Below are 1,900 nucleotides of genomic sequence, written 5' to 3'. Positions count from 1 at the left end.
GTGTGGCGGGGGCGGGCCGGGCGGCGGCGGTACGAAGGCGCCGGCGCGGGTGTCGGGGCTGATCCCGCGGTCGCCGTAGGTGGCGCCGTCGGCGGTGACCAGCAGCGCCCGCACACCACCCCCGTTGAGCTCGGCGGCCAACAGGTCCGGCGGTATCCGGGCGGCGGCCAGCGCGTCGGCGCGTGACGTGGCCGCGAGCAGACGGTCGTGCAGGTTGCGGCGGGCCAGCACGCCCAGGCTCACGTCGATGGTGACACCGAGCAGCACCAGCAGGCCGGCCAGCAACGCCAGCAGCACCAGCGTCACGCGGCGCTGCAGCGACGGCGTCGGGGTCGTCATGACCGCTGCGGCTGGAGGCGGTAGCCGATGCCGCGGACGGTGTGCAGCATCCGCGGCCCGTGCGCCTCGAGTTTGCGCCGCAGGCCGCTGACATGGACCTGCACCAGGTTGGGGTCATAGGCGTCATAGCCCCACACGGCATTGAGGATCTGGCCGGCGTTGACGATGGCGCCGCGCTGCTCGACGAGGAAGGTCAGCAAGCGCAGCTCGGTGCCGGTCAGGTCCAGCCGGTGGCCGTCGCGCGCCGCCACACCGGCGTCGACGTCCAGCATCAGGTCGCCCACCTGGACCACCTGCGGCAACCGTCCGCGGCGGCGCAGCACCGCGCCGACCCGCGACACCAGTTCGGCGAGCTCGAAGGGTTTGACGACGTAGTCGTCGGCACCGCCGTCCAGGCCGCGCAGCCGGTCCTGCAGGGCGTCACGGGCCGTGATCAGCACGATCCCGATGTCCCCCCACTCGCGGATCACGTCAATGAGCGCGAAACCGTCCCGCCCCGGCAGCATCACGTCGAGCACCACCAAATCGGGCCGCAGCCCGTCGAGTGCTTCCTCCAACTCGTCGCCGTCGCGGCGGGTGTCGGTGTGGTAGCCGGCCTCGGCGAGCGCCTCACCGACCATCTCGCGGATGGTCTCGGAGTCTTCGACCACCAGCACCCGCGGTGTGCCCGTGGTGAACCGATCGCCCGCCCCCAGCAAATCGGCCATGCCCTATTTTTAACGCCCGTCCCTGGGATTGGGCTGAAGATCGGCACGCACCTGTGCTGCTGCTACCGCTGCTAATATGCATGCATGGTGGCCATCACGATCCGCGGGATCCCCGACGACGTCCGCGACGAATTGGCCGCGCGTGCCGCCCGGTCGGGCCAGTCGCTGCAGGAATACGTGCGCGGCCTGCTCGTCGCGACCGCGGCCAAGCCGACGGCACGCGACGTCGTCGCCCGGGCCCGCGCGCGGGTGAACGCGACCGCCGTGCGCCTCGACGCGAAGGCCATCCTCGCCGCCAAAGAATCCGATCGCCGGTGAGCGAGCGCGTCGTCTGCGACGCGTCGGCCGTGGTCGCCGTCCTGCTGGATTCCGGCAGCGACGGCCGGTGGGCGACGGCACGGCTGACAGACGTCGATCTGGTGGCGCCCGCGGTGTTTCCGTTCGAATGCGGCAACGTGATCAGGCGGGCCGAACTCGCCGCGGCGATCGGCGCCGACCAGGCCGCGCAGGCCCACGCCGACCTGCTCGAACTGCCGGTGGACCTGTGGCCATACGAGTTGCTGGCATCCCGGGTGTGGGAGCTGCGAGCGAACCTGTCCTGTTATGACGCCGCCTACGTCGCGCTCGCCGAGCTCCTGGCCGCACCGCTGGTGACGCTGGACCGTCGGATCGCGCGGGCACCGGGCATCGGCTGCGCGGTATCGGTTCCCGGCGACGCCTGACGCCACTTCTTCAGACCCACTTCAGGTCCGGCTCCTACCGTCCGGACCATGACGACCGACAACACCGCCGCCAACCCCGCTCCCGCAGGCGCTTGTCCACCGTGTCGACCGCACGGTGCCGCACCAGGCGGT

At 71.5% G+C, this 1,900-nt stretch carries 3 protein-coding genes and 1 pseudogene; 2 read left to right on the top strand and 2 right to left on the bottom strand.

Annotated features, from left to right (window positions below):
* A pseudogene (locus FPZ47_RS27320) lies at window positions 1-339 on the bottom strand (two-component sensor histidine kinase); the annotation flags it as partial.
* Window positions 336-1,046: a response regulator transcription factor gene (locus FPZ47_RS27315; protein WP_144956586.1), complete on the bottom strand. Its 711-nt coding sequence runs from the start codon at window positions 1,044-1,046 to the stop codon at window positions 336-338. The pseudogene FPZ47_RS27320 and the gene FPZ47_RS27315, both read right to left, overlap by 4 nt.
* A gap of 84 nt (window positions 1,047-1,130) precedes the next feature.
* On the opposite strand from FPZ47_RS27315, the gene FPZ47_RS29080 reads away from it, so the two are divergent.
* Complete coding sequence (locus FPZ47_RS29080) at window positions 1,131-1,364, top strand: FitA-like ribbon-helix-helix domain-containing protein (RefSeq protein ID WP_210420040.1); 234 nt, start codon at window positions 1,131-1,133, stop codon at window positions 1,362-1,364.
* Window positions 1,361-1,768, top strand: coding sequence for a type II toxin-antitoxin system VapC family toxin (locus tag FPZ47_RS29075; protein WP_210420039.1), 408 nt, complete (start codon window positions 1,361-1,363; stop codon window positions 1,766-1,768). Before FPZ47_RS29080 ends, FPZ47_RS29075 begins: the two co-directional genes overlap by 4 nt.
* Window positions 1,769-1,900 lie beyond the last annotated feature (132 nt).

The organism is Mycobacterium helveticum (genome assembly GCF_007714205.1).
GTDB lineage: Bacteria > Actinomycetota > Actinomycetes > Mycobacteriales > Mycobacteriaceae > Mycobacterium > Mycobacterium helveticum.
This window is presented reverse-complemented; position numbering and strand designations above follow the sequence as displayed.